This window comes from Novosphingobium ovatum (assembly GCF_009909235.1).
In the GTDB taxonomy this organism is placed as follows: Bacteria; Pseudomonadota; Alphaproteobacteria; order Sphingomonadales; family Sphingomonadaceae; genus Novosphingobium; species Novosphingobium ovatum.
Map to the genome: position 1 here is coordinate 471,624 of NZ_JAAAPO010000003.1, position 16,264 is coordinate 487,887.

Annotated in this window: 16 protein-coding genes and 1 tRNA gene; 8 read left to right on the forward strand and 9 right to left on the reverse strand. The window is 67.0% G+C overall.

Annotation, left to right across the window (positions count from 1 at the left end):
- The first annotated feature begins 1 nt into the window (after nucleotide 1).
- The 5 genes from GTZ99_RS09825 to obgE all read left to right on the forward strand — a co-directional run bounded on the left by GTZ99_RS09825 (nucleotide 2) and on the right by obgE (nucleotide 4,079).
- Nucleotides 2–817 (forward strand): pyrroline-5-carboxylate reductase family protein, encoded by an 816-nt coding sequence (locus tag GTZ99_RS09825; RefSeq protein WP_161718528.1) that lies wholly within the window; start codon nucleotides 2–4, stop codon nucleotides 815–817.
- A gap of 190 nt (nucleotides 818–1,007) precedes the next feature.
- Nucleotides 1,008–1,751 (forward strand): Bax inhibitor-1/YccA family protein, encoded by a 744-nt coding sequence (locus tag GTZ99_RS09830; RefSeq protein ID WP_161718294.1) that lies wholly within the window; start codon nucleotides 1,008–1,010, stop codon nucleotides 1,749–1,751.
- A 148-nt stretch (nucleotides 1,752–1,899) separates the two neighbouring features.
- The gene (locus GTZ99_RS09835; protein ID WP_161718296.1) at nucleotides 1,900–2,616 is read left to right on the forward strand and encodes a hypothetical protein; all 717 of its coding nucleotides are present in this window, start codon (nucleotides 1,900–1,902) and stop codon (nucleotides 2,614–2,616) included.
- Between the two features lie 172 nt (nucleotides 2,617–2,788).
- Nucleotides 2,789–2,864 (forward strand) — tRNA-Ala (locus GTZ99_RS09840).
- A 147-nt stretch (nucleotides 2,865–3,011) separates the two neighbouring features.
- Complete coding sequence (gene obgE, locus GTZ99_RS09845; RefSeq protein ID WP_161718298.1) at nucleotides 3,012–4,079, forward strand: GTPase ObgE; 1,068 nt, start codon at nucleotides 3,012–3,014, stop codon at nucleotides 4,077–4,079.
- A 39-nt stretch (nucleotides 4,080–4,118) separates the two neighbouring features.
- Here obgE and GTZ99_RS09850 read toward each other — a convergent pair whose 3' ends face one another.
- Nucleotides 4,119–4,769 carry a PH domain-containing protein gene (locus GTZ99_RS09850; protein WP_161718300.1) on the reverse strand — a complete coding sequence of 217 codons (651 nt, stop codon included), beginning with the start codon at nucleotides 4,767–4,769 and terminating at the stop codon, nucleotides 4,119–4,121.
- 171 nt (nucleotides 4,770–4,940) lie between these two features.
- Between GTZ99_RS09850 and GTZ99_RS09855 the strand changes: the two genes are divergently transcribed.
- The 3 genes from GTZ99_RS09855 to GTZ99_RS09865 are packed head-to-tail and all read left to right on the forward strand — an operon-like array spanning nucleotide 4,941 to nucleotide 7,993.
- On the forward strand, nucleotides 4,941–5,852 hold the full coding sequence (locus GTZ99_RS09855; protein WP_161718303.1) for an alpha/beta fold hydrolase: 912 nt from the start codon (nucleotides 4,941–4,943) through the stop codon (nucleotides 5,850–5,852).
- Nucleotides 5,853–5,906: 54 nt separating this feature from the next.
- The gene (gene proB / locus GTZ99_RS09860) at nucleotides 5,907–7,055 is read left to right on the forward strand and encodes a glutamate 5-kinase (protein WP_406818589.1); all 1,149 of its coding nucleotides are present in this window, start codon (nucleotides 5,907–5,909) and stop codon (nucleotides 7,053–7,055) included.
- Nucleotides 7,055–7,993 (forward strand): NAD-dependent epimerase/dehydratase family protein, encoded by a 939-nt coding sequence (locus tag GTZ99_RS09865; protein ID WP_161718305.1) that lies wholly within the window; start codon nucleotides 7,055–7,057, stop codon nucleotides 7,991–7,993. The genes proB and GTZ99_RS09865 overlap by 1 nt, the downstream gene beginning before the upstream one ends.
- Nucleotides 7,994–8,059: 66 nt before the next feature.
- Here GTZ99_RS09865 and GTZ99_RS09870 read toward each other — a convergent pair whose 3' ends face one another.
- The 8 genes from GTZ99_RS09870 to GTZ99_RS09905 form a co-directional block, all read right to left on the reverse strand.
- Nucleotides 8,060–8,920: a phosphoadenylyl-sulfate reductase gene (locus GTZ99_RS09870; RefSeq protein ID WP_161718307.1), complete on the reverse strand. Its 861-nt coding sequence runs from the start codon at nucleotides 8,918–8,920 to the stop codon at nucleotides 8,060–8,062.
- Nucleotides 8,921–8,924: 4 nt separating this feature from the next.
- On the reverse strand, nucleotides 8,925–9,359 hold the full coding sequence (locus GTZ99_RS09875) for a DUF934 domain-containing protein (protein WP_161718309.1): 435 nt from the start codon (nucleotides 9,357–9,359) through the stop codon (nucleotides 8,925–8,927).
- Nucleotides 9,352–11,001 carry a nitrite/sulfite reductase gene (locus tag GTZ99_RS09880; RefSeq protein ID WP_161718311.1) on the reverse strand — a complete coding sequence of 550 codons (1,650 nt, stop codon included), beginning with the start codon at nucleotides 10,999–11,001 and terminating at the stop codon, nucleotides 9,352–9,354. Before GTZ99_RS09880 ends, GTZ99_RS09875 begins: the two co-directional genes overlap by 8 nt.
- A gap of 3 nt (nucleotides 11,002–11,004) precedes the next feature.
- Nucleotides 11,005–11,295 carry a DUF2849 domain-containing protein gene (locus tag GTZ99_RS09885; RefSeq protein ID WP_161718313.1) on the reverse strand — a complete coding sequence of 97 codons (291 nt, stop codon included), beginning with the start codon at nucleotides 11,293–11,295 and terminating at the stop codon, nucleotides 11,005–11,007.
- Nucleotides 11,292–12,092, reverse strand: coding sequence for a uroporphyrinogen-III C-methyltransferase (cobA, locus tag GTZ99_RS09890; RefSeq protein WP_161718315.1), 801 nt, complete (start codon nucleotides 12,090–12,092; stop codon nucleotides 11,292–11,294). Before cobA ends, GTZ99_RS09885 begins: the two co-directional genes overlap by 4 nt.
- 90 nt (nucleotides 12,093–12,182) lie before the next feature.
- Nucleotides 12,183–13,445, reverse strand: a complete 1,263-nt coding sequence (gene metC, locus GTZ99_RS09895) for a cystathionine beta-lyase (RefSeq protein WP_161718317.1) — start codon at nucleotides 13,443–13,445, stop codon at nucleotides 12,183–12,185.
- Between the two features lie 4 nt (nucleotides 13,446–13,449).
- Nucleotides 13,450–14,304 carry a 3-mercaptopyruvate sulfurtransferase gene (gene sseA / locus GTZ99_RS09900; protein WP_161718319.1) on the reverse strand — a complete coding sequence of 285 codons (855 nt, stop codon included), beginning with the start codon at nucleotides 14,302–14,304 and terminating at the stop codon, nucleotides 13,450–13,452.
- 217 nt (nucleotides 14,305–14,521) lie between these two features.
- Nucleotides 14,522–16,108 (reverse strand): hypothetical protein, encoded by a 1,587-nt coding sequence (locus GTZ99_RS09905; protein WP_161718321.1) that lies wholly within the window; start codon nucleotides 16,106–16,108, stop codon nucleotides 14,522–14,524.
- Nucleotides 16,109–16,264: the final 156 nt, after the last annotated feature.

Genomic DNA, 16,264 nt, shown 5'->3' on the forward strand with positions numbered 1-16,264 from the left:
GATGCAATGGCCGGCCAGCGTGCTGATCATCGGTTGCGGCAATATGGGCGGCGCGATGCTGGCCGGATGGTTGCGCGGCGGGGTGGCGCCGGGGGTGTTCACCGTGGTCGATCCGGTACTGCCGGCCGCGCCCGATGGTGTCGAACTGTTGCGTGAACTGCCGCAGGGGCGGGTGTTCGACCTGATGCTGCTGGGCGTCAAGCCGCAGATGCTGGACGGGGTCGCGCCGCAACTGACCGCGCTGGCCGGGGCCGGGACGGTGGTGCTGTCCATTCTGGCGGGGACGGAACTGGCCAGCCTGCGGGCGCGGTTCCCCGATGCGGGCGGGATTGTGCGTGTCATGCCCAACCTGTCAGCGGCGATCGGGAAAAGCCCGATGGGCGTGGCCGCCGATGGGCTGGACGCGGATGCGCAGGCGGCGATGACGGCGTTTCTGGCGCCGCTGGGCGCGCCTGAATGGTTTGCCGAAGGGCTGTTTGACGCGGTGACGGCGCTGGCCGGTTCCGGCCCGGCTTTCGTCTATCGCTTTATCGACGCGCTGGCGCAGGGCGGGGCGGCGATTGGCCTGCCCGGTGATCAGGCGCTGCGTCTGGCGCTGGCCACGGTGGAGGGCGCGGCGGCGCTGGCGGTGCAATCGGCCGATGCGGGCGTATCGCCCGGCGAACTGGCGCGGCGTGTGGCCAGCCCCGGCGGTACGACCGAGGCCGGGCTAAAGGTGCTGGACGCGGACAGCGCCATGCGCAACCTGACCGAGGCAACGCTGCGCGCGGCGCGTGATCGCGGGGCAGAGATGGCGGCGGCGGCGCGCGGGGCATAGTTGCGTCGATAAATTGGACCAAAAATTTCCGATTTCCGCGCCTTTGTGCCGCTGTCGCGCCTTTCGGGCGGAAAAGCAGACAATTTGATACGATTTTATGCCCGGTTTTCCTTGAAACCTTGGCCTGGGCACATGATATTGATCCTGTTCGGACGGGCGGTTGCGCCGGTCCACAACAGGAGTGTTTGAAATGGCCATCTGGAATGACCCCCAGCCCACGCAGACGGGCTTCGGCGCGTCTTCGAGGATGAATCTGGATGCTGCGCGCGCCGCGAATTATGACGCTGGTGAGCGCCGCTACATGCTGTCGATCTACAACTACATGGCGTCGGCCGTGCTGTTGTCGGGCATTGTCGCGCTGGTGTTTGCCAGCTCGGGCTTGGCCGCGCAGGTGTTCGCCACGCCGCTGCGCTGGCTGTTGATCCTGGCGCCTCTGGGCTTTGTCTTTGCCCTGTCGGCCGGTTTCAACCGCATGGCCACCAGCACGCTTCAGGCCTGTTTCTGGGGCTTTGCGGTGGTGATGGGCTTGTCGCTCTCGTCGATTTTCCTGCTCTATACGGGTGAATCGATCGCCGTCACCTTCTTTGCCACCGCGGGCGCCTTTGCTGGCCTGTCGCTGTTCGGCTACACCACCAAGAAGAGCCTGTCGGGCCTCGGCTCGTTCCTGACCATGGCCGTGTGGGGCCTGCTGATCACGATGCTGATCGGCATGTTCTTCCCGGTGCCGGGGCTGGCGCTGGTGATCTCGGTGGCGGGCGTGCTGATCTTTGCCGGTCTGACCGCCTATGACACGCAGCAGTTGAAGATGATGTACGGGCAGGTCGCCGGTACGCCGTATGAGCAGCGTGTGGCGATCATGGGTTCGCTGAACCTGTATCTGGATTTCATCAACATGTTCCAGTTCCTGCTCAGCCTGCTGGGTGATCGTCGCTGATCATTCCGCCTGACGGAACGCACGGATCGGCCCGGAGGGAGACATCCCCTCCGGGCTTTTTCGTATCTGCGGCTTGCGGGGGGGCGCTGCCGCCGATACGAAACGGGTGAAGCCCCAAGTGGGCGCCGATTTTGAGTGGGGGTAAGGCATGTTGCGCAAATGGCGTTTGGCTGTTGTGGCGGGGCTGGCGGCGCTGACCGCAGCTTGTGGCGAGGAAAAGCCGGTGGTGGTGCCCCCGCCGCCGCCGCCGCCGCCGGTGGTGATCATCCCGCCGCGCCCGACGCCGCCCGCGGGCCTGCCGGGCGATCTGGCGATCCCGATGGTGGGTGCTGATGGTGTCCGCCGCACGATTCTGGTTGATTCCCAGGGCGATCAGCGCGTGTGGAACCTGCGCGCGGCGTTCAATGTGGCGGCGCTCAACTGCACAGCGCCCGCCTATGCCGAAATCGTCCCAGCCTATCGCACTTTCCTCAAGCGTCACGGCAAGGCGCTGGATCAGGCGAATCGCGGCGTCGATGCGCTGTTCAAGCAGAAGTATGGCGCGGGCTTCATTCGCCCGCGTGAGACCTATATGACGCAGGTTTACAACTATTTCGCCTATCCGCCGACGATGGGGCATTTCTGCAATTCGGCGCTGACGATGGCGCGTGAAAGCGTCAGTGTGGTCAAGCCCGCCGATCTGCCCGCCTTCAGCGAGCGCTCGTTTGGCCAGTTTATCGCCGTCTATGAACAGTTCTACCGCGCCTATGATGCCTATCGTGCCGAATTGGCCGCGTGGGAGGCAAAATATGGCCCTGCCGCCAGCGCGCCGGTCGCTTCGGCCGCCAGGCCCGCGCCCGCGCTGATGGCCGTGCCGGTGCAGTAACCGCTGCCGCGCGGCAAGGGGGGGGCGGCCTTTTGTCGCGCGGTCTGTGGGGAAAAAATTTGCGCCACACGAAGATTTCGCTTTTCCCACGGCGGGGCATTCGCTAAGGGACGGCTCCCGCTGGGAGGTACGGTGCAAGCCATTGCCAAACAGTGGGACATTCGCACTGAACGGGGCCTTAGCTCAGCTGGGAGAGCGCGTCGTTCGCAATGACGAGGTCAGGGGTTCGATCCCCCTAGGCTCCACCAGTGCGGTATACCAATGGCGATAAGGCCCGTCGGCGTTGCCGTGCGGGTTTTTTCGCATTTGGGCCTGTTGTTTGCAGCAGATGGTTCGGTGCGCCGCATGTGGTGGTGGTTCTGGGCGGATCTGCGCCTTTACCACCGGAACTCACAATGCATTTCCTCGATCAGGCCAAGATCTTCATCCGCTCGGGACAGGGCGGCCCGGGGGCGGTCAGCTTTCGCCGCGAGAAATACGTGGAATATGGCGGCCCCGATGGCGGCGATGGCGGCAAGGGCGGCGACATCATCTTCGAGGCGGTGGCCGGGCTGAACACGCTGATCGACTTCCGCTATTCCCAGCATTTCAAGGCGCAGCGCGGCGGCGGCGGCGCGGGCAAGAACCGCACGGGCGCAGGCGGCGAGGATCTGGTGATTCGTGTGCCGATCGGCACGCAGGTGCTGGACGATGACCGCGAAACCGTGCTGCTGGACCTGACCGAGGCGGGCCAGCGCGAGGTGTTCCTGCGCGGCGGCGATGGCGGGCGCGGCAACCTCAGCTACAAGTCCTCGACCAACCGCGCCCCGCGTCAGCACGGGCCGGGCTGGCCGGGCACGGAAATGTATGTCTGGCTGCGGCTCAAGCTGCTGGCCGATGTGGGTCTGGTGGGGCTGCCCAATGCGGGCAAGAGCACCTTTATCAACCAGATCAGCAACACCAAGGCCAAGGTGGGCGATTATGCCTTCACCACGCTGCGCCCGCAATTGGGCGTGGTGCGGCACAAGGCGCGTGAATTCGTGCTGGCCGACATCCCCGGCCTGATCGCCGGCGCGGCCGAGGGCGCGGGCATCGGCGACCGTTTCCTGGGCCATATCGAGCGTTGCCGCGTGTTGATCCATCTGATCGACATCACCGGCACCGGCCCTGGCAAGGAACCGGCCGAAGCCTTGCGCATCATCGAGGACGAGCTGGAAGCCTATGGCGGCGGGCTGGAAGACAAGCCGCGCTTGATCGCGCTGAACAAGATCGATCAGGCCGATGGCGAATTGGCCGCCGCCTATGCGCAGGAACTGATCGCGGCGGGGGCTGATCAGGTATTCCCGATCTCGGGCGCAACGGGCGCGGGGATCGAGGCGTTGCTGGACGCGGTGATCGGCTATTTGCCGGCCGCCACCGTCACCGAACGCCCCACCGGCGAACAGGAAGAGGCCGACGAAAAGCCTTGGTCGCCGTTGGGCTGAACCAGCCTGGCGGTAAAGCGCGGCGGGGGCTGACCGGGGTTACAGCCCCTTGCGGCCAAACCCGCCCGCGCGGCGGATCGGTTGCACGGGGGGCGCGGCGCGCGGGCTGTCTGTGGCGCGGGCCAGATCGATCGGCACGGGCGCGGCCATGGGCGTTGCGCGCTGGGCCGGGCGGCTGATGGCAAAGCCCAGCGCCACGAATGTTTCGACCGGCGGGGTGGTCCCTTCGCGGAAGGTCTCGATCACCAGCGGCAAGGCCTCGCGCTGGGGCTTTTTCAACTGCAACACGCCCTCGACCACGCGGTGGGTCTTGGTCCCGCCGCTGGCCGTCATCGCCTGAATTTCCAGCGTGTAATTGCTGCGCTTCTTGATCAGCCCGAACATCGCGTGCTGTTCAAGAAAGCTGCGGCGGACGGAGATGATGTGGCCCCATGGCACATGGCTGGTGCCAAACGCGCCCAGAATGCTGATCCCCTGGGAATCCAGCCGCAGCGCGGGGCTGCTGCGCAGCCAGATCAGCACCATTTTGCCCACCATGAACGGCCCGCCACAGGCCAGCATCAGTCCGACGATCCACAATTTGACACTGTGCCCCGCGACGCTGAGCATGAACAGGCCCAGCAGCGTCAGGACAACGCCGCCAAAGGCGTTCCATAGCAATTTGCTGTCACTATATTGCACCATCAACATGTCGCATTGTCCCCCTTGGGGACCGGCACTACGGCGCAATACTTATATTAGCTTTAAATCCGCGCGGGGGTGGGGCTGTCCGTCTGTCAGTCATTTGGCGTATCGGGCGGCGGGCCGGGGAGGGGCCGCTTAACCTGCCCTTCTTCCTGCCCCCTGCTTTACGGAGCCACCATGCCCATCCGCGCCCTTGACCGCCGCCGTTTGCTGCACGCGTTGGGGCTGGGCGGGGCGGCGCTGGCCTGTGGGCGGGCGTCGGCGGCGGTGGAGGGGGCCGCCGGCGCGCCAATCACCCAAGGCTATGCCTCCAGCCGCGTGGGGCAGGTGTATTACCGCATGATCCGGCCCGCGCCCGGTCAACAGGGGCTGAAAACCCCGCTGCTGTGCCTGCATGCCGGGCCAGGTTCCAGCCGCAACTATCTGGACCTGATGCCGCGCATGGCCACCGACCGCTGGGTGATTGCCGCCGATACGCCCGGCTATGGCCTGTCGCAGCGTCCCGCCACGCCCTCGACCATCGCGGATTTCGCACAGGCGGCCAGCGCTGTGGTCGACGCGCTGGGGCTGGGGCGGATCGACGTGCTGGGCAACCACACCAGCACCGCCACCGCGCTGGAACTGGCGCGGATGCGACCCGGACTGGTGCGGCGGATCGTGCTGAATTCGGCGTTGATGTACACCCCGCAGGAACGGGCCGAGCGCAAGGCCGCGCAAATCGCCAATGCCACCCGCGACCTGAGCGCGGCGGTGGACACGATTCCCGCCCGCTGGCGCGCCTTCCGTCAGGCCACCGCGCATCAGAGCGAGGAGCAGTCATGGGGCCGGTTCTGGGAGGTGTACCGCGATCCCACCCATCAGGATTGGGGCTTTGTCGCGTCCTATGATTATGATTTCGCCGCCACATTGGCACAGACGCGCGCCCCGGTGCTGATCCTGAACCCGCAGGATGTGTTGCACGACATTACCGCGCGCGCGGCGGGCAAGGGGCCGGATGTGCGCATTGCCGAACTGCCATGGCCGGGCGGGACGTTCGACCTGCATGTCGATGCCGTGACACAGGTGATCCGCGCCTTTCTGGACACCTGACCGGCGGCGCAAAGGGGCTTCCTTGGCGCGCGCCTTTGCCCTATCCGCGTGGCCATGTTGCGTTTGAAGACCCTTGCCGATTTGGCCGATCCCGCCCTTGCCCCGCGTCTGGTGATCAAGGTGGGCTCGGCGTTGTTGGTCGATGATGGCGGCGCGCGCCGCCCTTGGCTGACGATGCTGGTCGCGGAAATCGCGGCGGCCAAGGCGCGCGGGCAGGATGTGATCGTGGTGTCATCGGGCGCGATTGCGCTGGGCGCGCGGCGGCTGGGGCTGGACAAGGGCGGGCGCGGTAGCCTGGCCGATGCGCAGGCCGCCGCCGCTGTGGGCCAGATCGCGCTGTCGGGGCTGTGGGCCGAACTGTTGGCCGCGCATGGGCTGACGGCGGCGCAATTGCTGCTCACGCTTGAGGATCTGGAGGACCGCCGCCGTTACCTGAACGCCACCGCCACGCTGACGCGGCTGCTGGACGCGGGCGCGGTGCCGGTGATCAACGAGAACGATTCGGTTGCCACACAGGAAATCCGCTTTGGCGACAATGACCGTCTGGCCGCGCGGGTGGCTCAGGCGGCGCGGGCGGATGCGGTGCTGTTGCTGTCCGACATCGACGGGTTGTATGACCGCCATCCCAAGGAACCGGGCGCCCGCCTGTTGCCCCTGGTCGAGGGCATCACGCCCGAAGTGCGCGCCATGGCCAGCCCGGAATCGAGCAGCGGCATGGGCTCGGGCGGGATGATTTCCAAGCTGCAGGCGGTGGAGATCGCTGAACTGGCGGGGATCGCGCTGGTGATCGGCAATGGTACCTGTGACCGCCCCGTCACCCGCATCATCGAACAGGGCATCGGCACATTGTTCCTGCCGCGCGCCGCCCGCGCCAAGGGCCGCAAGGACCCGCGCAAGGCATGGCTGGGCGGTCGGCTGCGGCTAAAGGGCGACATCACCATCGACGCGGGCGCTGCCAAGGCGCTGGCGGGCGGGGCCAGCCTGTTGGCGGCGGGCGTCACGGCGGTGGCGGGGCAATTCGCGCGCGGCGACGCGGTGGCGATCCGCGATGCCGATGGCCGCGTGCTGGCGCATGGTCTGTCGGAATATGACGCAGGCGAATGCCGCGCATTGATCGGGCGGCAATCGGCCGAACAGGCCGCCATTCTGGGCTATGCCCCGCGTTCGGCGGTGGTGCATCGTGATCAACTGGTGCTGATGTGATGTCGGCACAGGGGAATGTCGCCGCTCGTCCGCTGATCGCGTTGACGGGGGGCACCGGCTTTGTCGGGCAAACACTGCTGGAACTGTGCGCGCTGCGCCGCCTGCCGGTGCAGGCGCTGGCGCGGCGACCGGGGAGCGATGGCGCGGATCCGATGTGGATCAAGGGTGATCTGGCCGACCGTCCGGCGCTGGATCGGATGATGCAGCAGGCCGAGGTGGTGATCCATCTGGCAGGCGTGGTCAACGCGCCCGATCCCGCCCAGTTCGAGGCCGCCAATGTCACTGGCACCATGGCTGTGATCGAGGCGGCGCGGGCGGCCGGTGTACCCCGGCTGATCTTTGTTTCCTCGCTCTCGGCGCGCGAACCGGGGCTGTCGGCCTATGGCGCCAGCAAGGCGCGGGCCGAAATGCTGGTGCGGGCCAGCGGGCTGGACTGGACGATTGTACGCCCGCCCGCGATCTATGGCCCGCGTGACAAGGAAATGTTCGAACTGTTCCGCGCGGCCAAATGGGGCGTGGTGCCGGTGCCTGCGGGGGGCCGCGCCAGCATGATCCATGTCGAGGATCTGGCCCGGCTGTTGCTGGCGCTGATCCCCTCTGGCCCCAATGTTTCGGGCCAGACGTTCGAGCCTGACGATGGCCTGCCCGGTGGCTGGGCGCATCCTGATATGGCGCGGGCGATTGGCGCCTCGGTGGGGCGGCGGCCTTGGGTGATCGAACTGTCGCGCCGGACGCTGGAGCGGGCGGCCTGTGTCGATGGCTGGTTGCGCGGGGACAAGGCCAAGCTGACCGCTGACCGCGTTGGTTATATGACGCATCCCGATTGGGTATGCAGCCCGCAGGCCGCGCCGCCGCCCGCCGTCTGGCGGCCCCGGATCGAGACGCGCGGCGGTTTTGTCAGCACCGCCGAATGGTATCGCCGCGCAGGCTGGCTGTAACCGACAACGAAAAGGGGCCGCACCCAATGGTACGGCCCCTTTGTCATGAATGGGCCGTGGCCCCGATCAGAACGCGGGTTCAAACCCCGGCGGCAGATCGTCCGCGCCATTGCTGGCCCCCGGCACGGCGCTGACGGCACCCGGCACCACGCTGACAGCGGCGACATGGATGCCGCATTCGGTCTTGTCCCAACCGCGCCAACGGCCCGAACGCGGGTCTTCGCCCGGCGCGACCTTGCTGGTGCAGGGGGCGCAACCGATGGAAGGGTAGCCCTGCGCCACCAGCGGATGGGCCGGCAGGTCATGTTCGGCGAAATAGGCGGCAATGCGGTCAGCGGTCCAGTCGATCAACGGGTTGATCTTCAACCGCCCGGCCGCGTCCGACTTGTCCAGTTCAAACCGGGGCAGGCCCGCGCGGGTGCTGGCCTGAAACCCCTTGCGCCCGGTGATCGAGGCGTCATAGCGCCCCATCGCACCGGCCAGCGGCGCGACCTTGCGGATCTCGCAGCAACCATCGGGGTCATAGGACCAGCGCAGACCGGCCTCGTCCTTTTTGGCCAACACATCGGCATCGGGCGTCAGGTTGATCAGATTGGTCAGCCCCAACCGCGCCACCAGCGTGTCGCGATAGGCCAGCGTTTCGTCAAAATGCTTGCCCGTGTCCAGAAACAGCACGGGCACGCCCGGATCAACCTGCGCCGCCAGATGCAACAGCACCGCGCTTTCCGCGCCAAAGCTGGAGACCAGCGTCACATCCCCCGCCACGCGTTCCAGCAGGACAGCGCGCAGCACGGTCTCGGCATCGGCCTCGGCAAAACGGCGGTTGAGCGCCGCCGCATCCGCCTCGGTAAACAGCGCGCCGGTGTCGATGCGGTCGATCGGGCGATCGGCCACATGGTCCTCGCGGCGGGGTTTGGGATTGGACATGGTCTTACTTTCCGTGACGAAGCGCCCAGATCGGCTTGCGCCCATCCACCACGGTCGCCTGATAGACCTGCGGCCACACGTTCAGCGCCGTCTCGGCCTCGGCAGCGTCGAGCGGGGTGGCAGGCGCCACCGCGTCAAAGCCGCAACGCTTCAAATGGCTGAGCATGTCGACGCCAATGTCGCCGCTGGCGCGCAATTCGCCGGTGTAACCGGCCTCGCGCAGCAGGCGGGCGGTCGAAAAGCCGCGCCCGTCAGTAAAGGCGGGGAAGGTCACCTCGACCAGCGCCAGACGATCGAGATGCGGCAAGAGCGCGCGGGCGTCCTCACCGGGCTGGATCACCACGGCGGTGGCGTTGCTGTCGGCGCCGAAATCGGCCAGCGCGACGGTGGGGGCGGCAACGGCCGCGCCCTCACGAAACAGGAACTGGACGTCAGCCATAGATCGCTTCCTTGAACGGTGCCATGCCAATGCGGCGATAGGTGTCGAGGAAGCGCTCTTCGCCTTCCTTGTTGGCGAGATAGACGTTGGTGGCCTTTTCCACCGCGTCGACAATGCCGTTTTCGTCAAAACCGGGGCCGGTGATGGTGCCCAGCGACGTGTCCGCACCCTCACAGCCGCCCAGCAGCAACTGGTAGTTCTCGGTCCCCTTGCGGTCGACGCCCAGAATGCCGATGTGGCCGGCGTGGTGGTGACCACAGGCGTTGATGCAGCCCGAAATCTTCAGCTTCAGCTCGCCAATCGCGTCGGCCTTTGCAGGGGCGGCGAAACGTTCGGCAATCTTTTGCGCGACGGGGATCGAGCGGGCGTTGGCCAGCGAGCAGTAATCCAGACCGGGGCAGGCGATGATGTCGGTGATCTGGTCCAGATTGGCGGTGGCCAGATCGGCCTCGACCAAACGCTGCCACAGGGCGAACAGGTCAGCCTTCTTGACATGGGCCAGCACGATGTTCTGGGCGTGGGTCACGCGCAGCTCGTCCAGGCTGAATTCGCGGCCCAGATCGGCCATGATGCGGATCTGGTCGGCGGTGGCGTCACCGGGGATGCCGGCCTTGCCGTTCTTGTCGATCGGCTTCAGGCTGATGTTGACGATGGCGTAACCGGGCGCCTTGTGCGCGACCGTGTTGGCGGCCACCCAGCGGGCGAAATCGGCGTTCGACAGGTCGATCTCGTCCGACAGGCCCGTTTCCCATGCCGGATCGGCAAAGAAGCCCTTGATGCGCTCCAGCTCGGCCAGCGGGGGTTCGATGGCCAGCGTTTGCAGATGGGCGAACTCTTCTTCCACCTGACGGCGGTATTCGTCCAGACCCAGCTCGTGCACCAGGATCTTGATGCGCGCCTTGTACTTGTTATCGCGGCGGCCATAGCGGTTGTAGACGCGCAGGCAGGCCTCGGAATAGGTGATCAGCTGATCGACCGGCACAAAGGCGTTGATCAGCGGCGCGATCATCGGCGTGCGGCCCATGCCACCACCGACATAGAATTCCGCGCCAATCTCGCCCGCGTCATTCTTGACCATGCGCAGGCCGATGTCGTGCAGGCGCATGGCCGCACGGTCGGTCGCGCTGGCGATGACGGCGATCTTGAACTTGCGCGGCAGGGCCAGGAATTCGGGGTGGAAGCTCGACCACTGGCGCAGCAGCTCGGCATAGGGGCGCGGGTCCACCACCTCGTCGGCGGCGGCGCCAGCGTATTGGTCCGAACTGATGTTGCGGATGCAATTGCCTGACGTCTGGATGGCGTGCATTTCCACCGTGGCCAGATCGGCCAGAATGTCGGGCGCATCCTCCAGCTTGATCCAGTTGTACTGGATGTTCTGGCGGGTGGTGAAATGGCCATAGCCGCGGTCATACTTGTCCGCGATATCGCCCAGCATGCGCATCTGCGCGCCCGACAGCGTGCCATAAGGCACCGCCACGCGCAGCATATAGGCGTGCAATTGCAGATAGAGGCCGTTTTGCAGGCGCAGCGGGCGGAACTTGTCCTCGCTCAACGTGCCTTCGATGCGGCGGCGGGTCTGGTCGCGGAATTCCGCGACGCGCGCGTCGACCATTGCCTGGTCATAGCTGTCATACTGATACATGGATCAAAGCACCTGATCGGGGGTGGCCGAGGGATCGAGCGAGAGGTCCAGACGCACCGTGGGACCAAGGGCGCGGATGCGGTCCTTGATATGGGCGGGGCGGACGGCGCCGTTTTCAGACGTGGCGTCAATGGCATAGGCGGCCACGACGCGGCGGGCGGCTTCCTCGGTCGCGATGACGGTGGCGGCATCCGCGCCCACATCGGCCGCATCATTCACATTGGTCGACCATTCCGAGCCCGTCCACCACGTGACTTCGCCGGTTTTCAGGTCATTGCCTGTCACGATTTTCACTGTTCAGCCTCCAACGCCAACTGGCGCAATTCTTGATCTTTCGCTGCGGCATCGGCGCGTGCGGTGACGGCGCCGATAATGATGATGGCGGGACTTTGCACGCGTTGTTTGTCCACAATCGCGCCCAGCTCGGCCAAACTGCCCCGCAATACGCGCATGTCCGGGCGCGCGGCACTTTCCACCACGGCCATCGGCGTTTCGGGCGAAAGGCCATCGGCGATCAGCTTGTCCGCGATCCGTTCAGCGCCAGCCAGCCCCATATAGATCACCAGCGTGCGCCCAACACCCGCCAATCCGGCCCAGTTCTGGTCCGACAGCCCCTTGCACTGGCCCGAAACAAAGCTGACCACGCTGGCCGCATCGCGGTGCGTCAGGGGCAGCAATGCCGCCGCACCCGCGCCAATCGCGGCCGAAATGCCGGGGACAACCTCTACCGCCACGCCAGCGGCGGCGCAGGCCTCGGCCTCTTCGCCGCCACGGCCAAAGATGAACGGATCGCCGCCCTTCAGCCGCAACACATCGCGCCCGGCCAAGGCTTCGGCCACCAGCAGGGCGTTGATCTCGTCCTGTGGCATGGTGTGGCGGCTGCGGCGCTTGGCCACGGAAATCAGGCGGGCACTGGCGGGCGCCATCGCCATGATGCGCGGATCAACCAGCCCGTCATGCACGATCACCTTTGCCGCCATGATCAACCGCGCTGCGCGCAGCGTCAGCAGGTCCGGGTCGCCGGGGCCTGCGCCCACCAGCCAGACCTTGCCCACGGCAGGCGCGCCAGCAGAAGAGGAAAATGCGTTCATTGCGCCGCCTTGCCCCCGGCGCTGCCCAGAGTGAAGGCAGAATGGCTATTGCCGGGGGAAGGGAATCTTTTGCCGGGGCGCGGCGGGGCTTTATCCCCGCGCCGCCTGTGCCCACACCGCCAATGCCTGCGCCAGATCGGCGATCAGGTCGCCCGCATCTTCCAGCCCGATGGCCAGGCGCACGGCAAAGCGGTCATCGGCTGCCATATCCGCCAGCGGCCATGCCGAGGCCGTGCGGATGCGCGCGGGATCGACCGGGGTCGCCAGACTTTCAAACCCGCCCCAGCTATAGCCAATACCGAACAGGCGCAGCGCGTCGATCAGCGCGTCACGCGCCGCCCCCGTGCCGCCCCGCAGGACAAAGGTGAACAGGCCGCAGCCGCCGGCAAAATCGCGCGACCACAGGTCATGGCCGGGCGATCCGGGCAGCATCGGGCACAATACGCGCGCCACCTGCGGCTGATCCTGCAACCAATGGGCGATGCGCCGGGCGCTGGCCGTGGTATGCGCCAGACGCAGCCCCATCGTGCGCAACCCTCGCAGCGCCAGCGCCGCGTCATCGGGCGACACCACCGTGCCCAGCATCTGGGCATGGCGGCGCAACCGGCCATACCACTCCGCCCCGGCGGTGGCCGATCCCATCATCAGGTCGCTGTGGCCGCCGACATGTTTGGTCACCGCCAGAATGGAAATGTCCACGCCATGCGACAGCGCGGCAAAGCCGGTCGGCCCGGCCCAGGTGTTGTCCAGAATGACACAGGCCCCGCGCGCATGGGCGGCGGCGGCAATGGCGGGCACATCGCACACCTCCATCGTCAGGCTGCCCGGGCTTTCCAGCAGCACCGCGCGGGTGCGATCGCACAGCACCGCATGCAGGCTGTCCAGATCCATCGGGTCAAACCAGCGCGTTTCCACCCCGATATCGGCCAGAATGCCATTGGCCAGCGTCCGGCTGGGCTCATAGGCGTTGTCGGTCATCAACAACACATCGCCCGGTTTCAGCACCGCCAGCAACACGCCCGCGATTGCCGCCACGCCGCTGGGATAGAGCACCGTGCCACCATCCTTGCCCGCGCCCGGCTCCAGTTCGGTCAAGGCTTCGGCCAGCGCCCATTGCGTGGGGGCGCCGCGACGGCCGTAATAGAAATGCCCATCGGCATTCGTGCCATGCCCCGCGCGCAGGGCGGCAATATCGGGATAGAGATGCGTGCTGCCGCGCCACACCGGCGGGCTGACGACCGCGCCCGGATGGCCGGCAATCCCCGTCCATTCCGGCCGCCGCCCCGCCAGCACCAATTGCGAATCACTGTGCAGCGCCGCATCGACGCTGCCCGTATCATTGTGTTTGGTCATGCTGTTACGCTGGCACCTTCGAGCTTCCGACAGCCTTGGGCGTGGTGGGGTCCGATCCCCATTCTGCCCAACTGCCGTCATACAGTGCCACGTCCTGCTTCCCCAGCAAATGCAGACCAAAGGCCAAGACGCAGGCGGTCATGCCACTGCCACAGGTGACCACCACCGGGCGCGACAGATCCACCCCGCCCGCGGAAAAGGCAGCCGATAGCCCGGCCTTGTCCTTGTACGTGCCATCAGCGTTGAACAGGCTGGCATAGGGCACATTGGCCGATCCGGGGATGTGGCCGGGCGTGATGCCGGGGCGCGGTTCGGGCGCGCCACCCAGAAAGCGGGGCGCGCCGCGTGCGTCGACCACGGCCTCGGCCGGGGTGGCCAGATTGGCCAGCACCTGCGCCTTGTCCCGCAGCCGCCGTCCGTCCTGCCACGCGGTGTAATGGCGGTGGCGCAAGGTGCGGCGGCCTGTTTCCAGATCGCGCCCCTCGGCCCGCCATTTGGCCAGACCGCCATCCAGAATGGCCACGTTTTGCGCGCCAAACAGCTTCAGCATGAACCACGCGCGGGCCGCCGTGCGGATGCCGCTGTCGTCATAGACCACGATCCGGCTGCCATCGCCCAGGCCCAGAGCCGCCATGCGGCTGGCGAATTTCTCGGCGCTGGGCAACGTGTTCTCGATGGCCGAAGCGGTATCCACCAGCTCGGCCAGGTCCATGAAGACGGCGCCGGGAATGTGCCCGGCTTCATGCTCTGCCAGCGCGTTGCGACCCGCGTCGGGCAAGTGGCTGGATGCGTCCACGATCCGCAGGTCGCAGGCCGCCATTTCATTCGCCAGCCAATCGGTACTCACCAGGCTGTCCATTCGCGCGCGCTCCTCCTTCGCTGCGAAAGCGAAAGACGTAGGCTGCTTGTTTGCAATGCGCAACGCCCTGCTTTGGCATGCGACGATTTTGCGCGCAGCAAATGAACAGAGGATGATTGCTGCTTATGCGAAAACGCAGCCGCCGGGGTTAGCGCGATGCAAGGGTATGGCTGCGGCCCCGCGCCAGACTGCGCGGAAATGCGCCAAAAGGCCCGGCCTAGCGCGCCACCGGCCATGCGCGAGGCGACATTATGGTGATGGGACCCTGATCCAGCCGCAGGGGCGTGATGGCCGATGGTGTGGGTTCGGGCGCGCTATCAGGCTCGCCTTCGCCAATCAGCCAGCCGCGATGCAGCGTCACGGGTGGTGGCCGTTCACCCTTGTCCCCCGATTCGCCTGCGATTCGCGCGGCCTGCACCTCCACCCACACCATCGGCAGCGCCAGCCCGCTGCCCGCCAATGGTCCGCTGTTCAACCGTTTGAGGCTGACGCGCAATTGGCCGGTCCATTCCACGTCGGCCCCGGCGGCCAGTTCATCCCCCTCATGCGCCACGGCCAGCCAAGGCGGGGCGGGGGGCAGGCCATCGGCGTCCAGCGCGCCATCTCCGGCGTCCAGCGAGTCGTCGCCGGCGCCCAACGCCATGCGCACCACCACCGGCCCCAGATCCGCCGCCCCCGCATGGTGCAGCCGCAGGCGATAGCGCAGCGTTGCATTGGACAGTGTCGTGGAAAAGCGCAGCGCCTCCAGCGTGGCGTTCAGCATGGGCGCGGCGGTGCGGCTGGGGGTGCCGTCCTGCGCGGCAGGCGCGACAGGGATCGGCGCGGGGGCGGGGGCTGTCAGGCTCGACAGGTCGGGGATGGGCTCCTCCACCTCGGCAAAAGGCAGGCCGGGGGTAAAGGGCGCATCGGCAAAGGGTGCAAAGCGCGCCGGGCGCGGCACAGGCCCGTCACTGGCATTATCACGGGCATCATCGGCGGCAGAGAGCGGTTTGCGCGCGGGGCCGGGCAAGATGGGCGCGTCCTCCCCCGCATGCGCGTCCTCTCCCTCATCCGGCATGGTGGCGGGCGGGGTGGCGGGCGAATCGGCGCGGCGGCGCGCCATCAGCGCGCGCGCCAGCACCCAGCCCAGCAGCGCGGCGGCGGCCATCACCGCCAGCCCCAGCGTCACCGCCAGATCCTTGGCCATGTCCAGCCCCGCCTGCCACGACAGCCCATCGGCCGGGCGGTGTTGCAAGCGCTGGCCCAGCGCCGCGCCCGCAGCAGAGGCCGCGCTGGCGCTGGATGCGGGCGGCGTCCGGGCAAGGGGCGTGTGGGAGGCCGCGTCAGGCCGGGGCGTGGGGCGGGGCGCGTCATGCGCTGGCCGTGCTGTCGCGTCAGAGGCGATGGGGTGTGGGGCAGACTTGCCCTCGGCGCGGTGGGGCGGTGCTTTTTCCGCTCCGGCGCGGGGCGCCGGACTGGCCGAAGGCGCGGGTTTTGGCTTGCTCTCCGCTCTTGCCTGGGACGTCGGCTTGGGTGCCGGCTTTTGCGTGGGATTTGGCGTCGGCTTTGCCCCCGCCTTGGCAATGGACGGGCCGGTGGTGGGCCCATCATCCAAAGGGGACAGGGGCAGGGCGACAATCCGCGGCGCATCCGAGGCGGCGGGCTGTGCCGACAGGTGCTGCCCCATGGCCAACAGCCCCAACGCCATCAGCCCCGTCACGGCGCCCGCCCGCCAGATGCGCCATGCGCGGCCGCCCTGTGGCGCGCGCGGGCCATGGTCTGCCCCATGCAGGCCGCAAGGATCGTGGCGGTCTGGTGCGATCACTGGCCGCTTTGCCCCCTGAAGTTTGTCATGCCCATCCCGCCTGTGTGATCCCGCCAGTGTGATCCAGTCTGTGTGATCCCGTATGTCTGATCCTTTGCGGCCATCCCATGGACGTTGGGTGGCCGCTTTGACCTGATAGGGCCATAGGGGGGCTGC

Coding starts and splice junctions, on each gene's coding strand:
- GTZ99_RS09855 (WP_161718303.1), top strand. CDS start 4,941: ATGCCCATCCGCGCCCTTGACCGCCGCCGTTTGCTGCACGCGTTGGGG.
- GTZ99_RS09835 (WP_161718296.1), top strand. CDS start 1,900: ATGTTGCGCAAATGGCGTTTGGCTGTTGTGGCGGGGCTGGCGGCGCTG.
- obgE (WP_161718298.1), top strand. CDS start 3,012: ATGCATTTCCTCGATCAGGCCAAGATCTTCATCCGCTCGGGACAGGGC.
- metC (WP_161718317.1), bottom strand. CDS start 13,445: ATGACCAAACACAATGATACGGGCAGCGTCGATGCGGCGCTGCACAGT.
- GTZ99_RS09825 (WP_161718528.1), top strand. CDS start 2: ATGCAATGGCCGGCCAGCGTGCTGATCATCGGTTGCGGCAATATGGGC.
- GTZ99_RS09875 (WP_161718309.1), bottom strand. CDS start 9,359: ATGGCTGACGTCCAGTTCCTGTTTCGTGAGGGCGCGGCCGTTGCCGCC.
- GTZ99_RS09830 (WP_161718294.1), top strand. CDS start 1,008: ATGGCCATCTGGAATGACCCCCAGCCCACGCAGACGGGCTTCGGCGCG.
- proB (WP_406818589.1), top strand. CDS start 5,907: ATGTTGCGTTTGAAGACCCTTGCCGATTTGGCCGATCCCGCCCTTGCC.
- GTZ99_RS09870 (WP_161718307.1), bottom strand. CDS start 8,920: ATGTCCAATCCCAAACCCCGCCGCGAGGACCATGTGGCCGATCGCCCG.
- GTZ99_RS09865 (WP_161718305.1), top strand. CDS start 7,055: ATGTCGGCACAGGGGAATGTCGCCGCTCGTCCGCTGATCGCGTTGACG.
- GTZ99_RS09880 (WP_161718311.1), bottom strand. CDS start 11,001: ATGTATCAGTATGACAGCTATGACCAGGCAATGGTCGACGCGCGCGTC.
- GTZ99_RS09850 (WP_161718300.1), bottom strand. CDS start 4,769: ATGTTGATGGTGCAATATAGTGACAGCAAATTGCTATGGAACGCCTTT.
- cobA (WP_161718315.1), bottom strand. CDS start 12,092: ATGAACGCATTTTCCTCTTCTGCTGGCGCGCCTGCCGTGGGCAAGGTC.
- sseA (WP_161718319.1), bottom strand. CDS start 14,304: ATGGACAGCCTGGTGAGTACCGATTGGCTGGCGAATGAAATGGCGGCC.